The sequence below is a fragment of the Gardnerella sp. 30-4 genome (genome assembly GCF_001641215.1).
Taxonomy (GTDB): domain Bacteria; phylum Actinomycetota; class Actinomycetes; order Actinomycetales; family Bifidobacteriaceae; genus Bifidobacterium; species Bifidobacterium leopoldii.
This window is the reverse complement of the sequence record NZ_LXJL01000116.1, coordinates 1-4,011: the sequence shown is the minus strand read 5'-3', so window position 1 is coordinate 4,011 and position 4,011 is coordinate 1. Positions and strand designations below refer to the sequence as shown.

Here is a 4,011-nt window from a genome sequence, read left to right as displayed (position 1 = left end):
GATATTAATTGTTCATATTATTTTAAGCCCTTCTAAACGTTGGTATATTGGCGAGTTAGAAGGGCTTTTGCTTATATATTTGCTTACGTATTTATTGTATGTTTTGCTTTTGTTCTTGCTTAAAACAGATAATAAAAAATCCTTGCATTTACAAAATGCAAGGATTTTTTATTTTAACAGATTCACCTAAATTTACTTACCTGGATCTTGTTGACCTTGGTTAGAATTTTTAGGATCGGTATTCTTTGCTACGTGTGGCTTCTCAGTGATTGGCTTTTTCTGAGGCTCTTTGTCATCAATGTCTTTACGCATATCCTTTGTTGCTTTTACAGCATTATGTAGGTCGTCACAAATCTTCATAATCCATTTATCAAGCTGATCTGCGTATTTTGGCATAAGTTCGCTTACTCGCACTGTGGACGTATAGCTGCGTCCTGCGATTCCGTTTAGCAAGTTTAGAACATCGTTTCCTTGTTGGCTATCGCTAATCAACACATCGATTTTGCGACCTTCAATAAGCTTCTGAAACTCCTCAACGCTTGAATGTTCTGGTTCATTATTGTTATTTAGTGCGTCAGCATATTCTTTAGGTGAGCTATCTTTCAAATTGGCATCAGACATTAGCCAGAAAAGAATAGGAGATGTAGAAGCATACTTTGCGTTACCATTTTCTTTAGAGAAATCACTTAAGTAGGTGGTTAATTTCTTTTCCTTTTCCTGCCATTGTGCTAGTCGCTTAGAAAAAGCTTGTTTTTTTGATGGCAAAACTTTGGAGAAGGTGTCAGCCATGGCAGATGCCATTGCGTCCCTAGCATCGTGAGAAAACCAAAGATATGGATTGTCTCCGTTAAGTGCTCCTACAGTACCTGCTGCACTAAGCACTTCAGCTTTAGCTGGGTGTACTTTGTTTGCCCAATCATCGTAGCCTGCACCATTTGTAACTAATACTTGTGCATTCTGCATATTTTTTAAATCTTTTGAGCTAGGTTTAAACGACGATATGTCTGTATCTGAGCCAGTCATAACTGATTCAACTTTGACGTCAGAGCCACCGATCTCTTGAGCTAAGCTACCCCAGGTGTCAACAGTGGATACAACGGAAATATTTGTTGCAGCTTTTGGTTTTTCTTTTGGTTTTTCCTCAGTTTTTCCACAAGCTGCAAATCCAAGTATTACTGCAGAAGCAATAAGGCATGTTATGGCAGTTTTTCCAAACTTCTTTACTGCACAAAGAACGGTACGCATCACTGTGACTCCTCCCGTGATAATGGTGCGTCGGCGCACGCAAAATTGTTAGTCGACCCATATCTTCTATACTTCACGATAGCCTATCCTTACGAATTGTGCGAGTTGGGAGGAAATTTTTTATGGCTATTGTGTTAGATGGTAAAGCTTTAGCTAGTAAAATTAAAAAAGATTTGGCAGCGCGCGTTGCTATTTTACATAAAAAAGGCATTAATCCAGGTTTGGGCACGTTACTTGTAGGTAGTGATCCTGGTTCGTTGAAATATGTTGCTGGTAAGCATCGTGATTGCGAAGAAGTGGGGATTAATTCTATTCGTTGCGATCTGCCAGAAGATGCTAGTGAAGATGAGATTCTTGCTGCTTTACAGAAATTAAATAATGACCCTCTTTGTACTGGATTTATTGTGCAACTGCCATTGCCAAAAGGAATTGATGTTCAAAAAGTTATTTCTTCTATTAATCCTGCAAAAGATTGTGATGGAATGCATCCGTATAATTTGGGTGAACTTGTTACGCATATTTCCGGTAATATTACAACACCTTTGCCGTGCACGCCGCGTGGAATTTTAGCTTTGCTTGATGAGTACGGTATTGAACTTTCTGGTAAGGAAGTTTGTGTGCTTGGTCGTGGCATTACGGTTGGACGTACTATTGGTCTTCTTTTAACCCGCAGGGGAGTAGATGCAACTGTTACGTTGTGCCATACACATACTCGGAATGTGCAGGAGATTATGCGTCGTTCTGATGTAATAATTGCCGCAATGGGTTGTGCTGGTTTTGTTAAGCCAGAAGATATTAAACCTGGTGCTGTTCTTGTTGATGTAGGCGTATCTCGTGTTTTTGATGAAGAAGCTGGTAGATACCGCGTAAAAGGTGATGTTGATTCAGCTTGTCGCGAAATTGCTGGAGCGTATTCTCCGAATCCTGGTGGAGTAGGTCCGATGACTCGAGCTATGTTGCTGGCGAATGTTGTAGATATGGCTGAGCGAGCACTTAATTGCAAATAAAATGCGACACGCCCGAAGTAAAACGTAAATTTTGGCTATGCCTGTATATAAAATCGACAAAGCGTGTGCATGGCATACATGCGTAACGTAAATACATAATTAAATATCGAGTAATATCCACCCCAAGAAGAAACCACTAATAACTAATGGCAGAGAATAATAACGAAGTCGCCAAGGTTGCGATTAATGATATTGGCACCGAAGAAGACTTCATCAAGGCAGTCGATTCAACCATCAAGAATTTTGATGATGGTGATTTAGTTGAAGGTACCGTCGTAAAGATTGATCACGACGAAGTATTGCTGGACATCGGCTACAAGACTGAAGGTGTAATTCCTTCCCGTGAACTTTCCATCAAAAAAGACGTTGATCCAGATGATGTTGTCGAGGTTGGCGACACCATTGAAGCCCTTGTTGTCACTAAGGAAGACAAGGAAGGACGTCTTATTCTCTCCAAGAAGCGTGCACAGTATGAGCGTGCTTGGGGTGACATCGAGAAGATTAAGGATGCAGACGGCATCGTTGAAGGTACCGTTATTGAGGCTGTTAAGGGCGGCTTGATCGTAGATATCGGTTTGCGTGGCTTCTTACCAGCATCCTTGGTTGAAATGCGTCGCGTTCGCGATCTTTCTCCATACATTGGTCAGAAGATTAAGGCTAAGATTCTTGAGCTCGATAAGAACCGCAACAATGTTGTGCTTTCTCGTCGTCAGTTCCTCGAGGAAACTCAGTCTGAAGTTCGTGAGACCTTCCTCTCGCAGCTTAAGAAGGGTCAGATTCGTGAAGGCGTTGTGTCTTCTATCGTAAACTTCGGTGCATTCGTTGATCTCGGCGGTGTTGACGGTCTCATTCACGTTTCTGAGCTTTCTTGGAAGCATATCGATCACCCATCTGAGGTTGTTAAGGTTGGCGATAAGGTTACCGTTGAGGTTCTCGACGTTGATCTCGATCGCGAACGTATTTCCCTTTCCCTTAAGGCAACTCAGGAAGATCCATGGCAGCGCTTCGCTCGCACTCATGTTCCTGGACAGGTTGTTAAGGGTAAGGTCACCAAGATCGTTCAGTTCGGCGTGTTTATCTCCGTTGAAGATGGCATTGAGGGCTTGGTTCACATTTCTGAGCTTGCAAACCGTCACGTAGAGAATCCAGAAACTGTTGTTAAGGCAAATGAAGACGTATTCGTCAAGGTTATTGATGTTGATCTTGATCGCCGTCGTATTTCCCTCTCCTTGAAGCAGGCTAATGAGGCTGTTGATCCAAATTCTGAAGATTTCGATCCAGCTCTTTACGGTATGCCAGCTGAGTACGATGCTGAAGGCAACTACAAGTACCCAGAAGGCTTCGATCCAAACACTAACGAGTGGATGGCTGGTTACGAGCAGCAGCGCGAAGAGTGGGAAGCTCAGTATGCTGCAGCTCACGAGCTTTGGGAAGAGCACAAGGCTTTCGCTGCTAAGGAACTTGCAGCTGCAGCAGAATCTGCTGCTGCTGACGGTCAGCAAGAAGAAGCTGAAAAGAAGCCAGCTAAGGAAGAAAAGAAGGAAGAAGTTGCTTCCAACTATTCTTCTGAAACAACTAGTGAAGGTGCTTTAGCTGATTCTGATCAGCTCGCAGCTCTGCGCGAACAGCTTTTAAGCGAAAAGAAGTAGTTTTCTACTAAAAGCGTATGAACAAGATGCCCTGTGAGTAATCATCAGGGCATCTTGTGTATTTCGATTATCACAATGTGCTCTAAATACTCTGATTTTATAATTTATAT

At 42.3% G+C, this 4,011-nt stretch carries 4 protein-coding genes; 3 read left to right on the top strand and 1 reads right to left on the bottom strand.

Translation table 11 applies throughout. The features are described 5' to 3' along the window. Positions 1-190 (top strand): hypothetical protein (locus tag A5294_RS06940; protein ID WP_231880208.1); only part of this gene is annotated, 190 nt, incomplete at its 5' end. Positions 191-192: 2 nt separating this feature from the next. On the opposite strand, the gene A5294_RS05920 is transcribed toward A5294_RS06940, so the two are convergent. Beyond that, on the bottom strand, positions 193-1,245 hold the full coding sequence (locus A5294_RS05920; protein ID WP_004119288.1) for a metal ABC transporter solute-binding protein, Zn/Mn family: 1,053 nt from the start codon (positions 1,243-1,245) through the stop codon (positions 193-195). 122 nt (positions 1,246-1,367) lie between these two features. Here A5294_RS05920 and A5294_RS05915 point away from each other — a divergent pair, with 122 nt between their 5' ends. Together A5294_RS05915 and rpsA are read left to right on the top strand one after the other, a co-directional pair. Then, entirely contained in the window at positions 1,368-2,252 is an 885-nt protein-coding gene (locus tag A5294_RS05915; protein WP_064340688.1) for a bifunctional methylenetetrahydrofolate dehydrogenase/methenyltetrahydrofolate cyclohydrolase, read from the top strand. A gap of 146 nt (positions 2,253-2,398) precedes the next feature. After that, positions 2,399-3,901, top strand: a complete 1,503-nt coding sequence (gene rpsA / locus A5294_RS05910; protein ID WP_004107061.1) for a 30S ribosomal protein S1 — start codon at positions 2,399-2,401, stop codon at positions 3,899-3,901. The last annotated feature ends 110 nt before the right edge of the window (positions 3,902-4,011 follow it).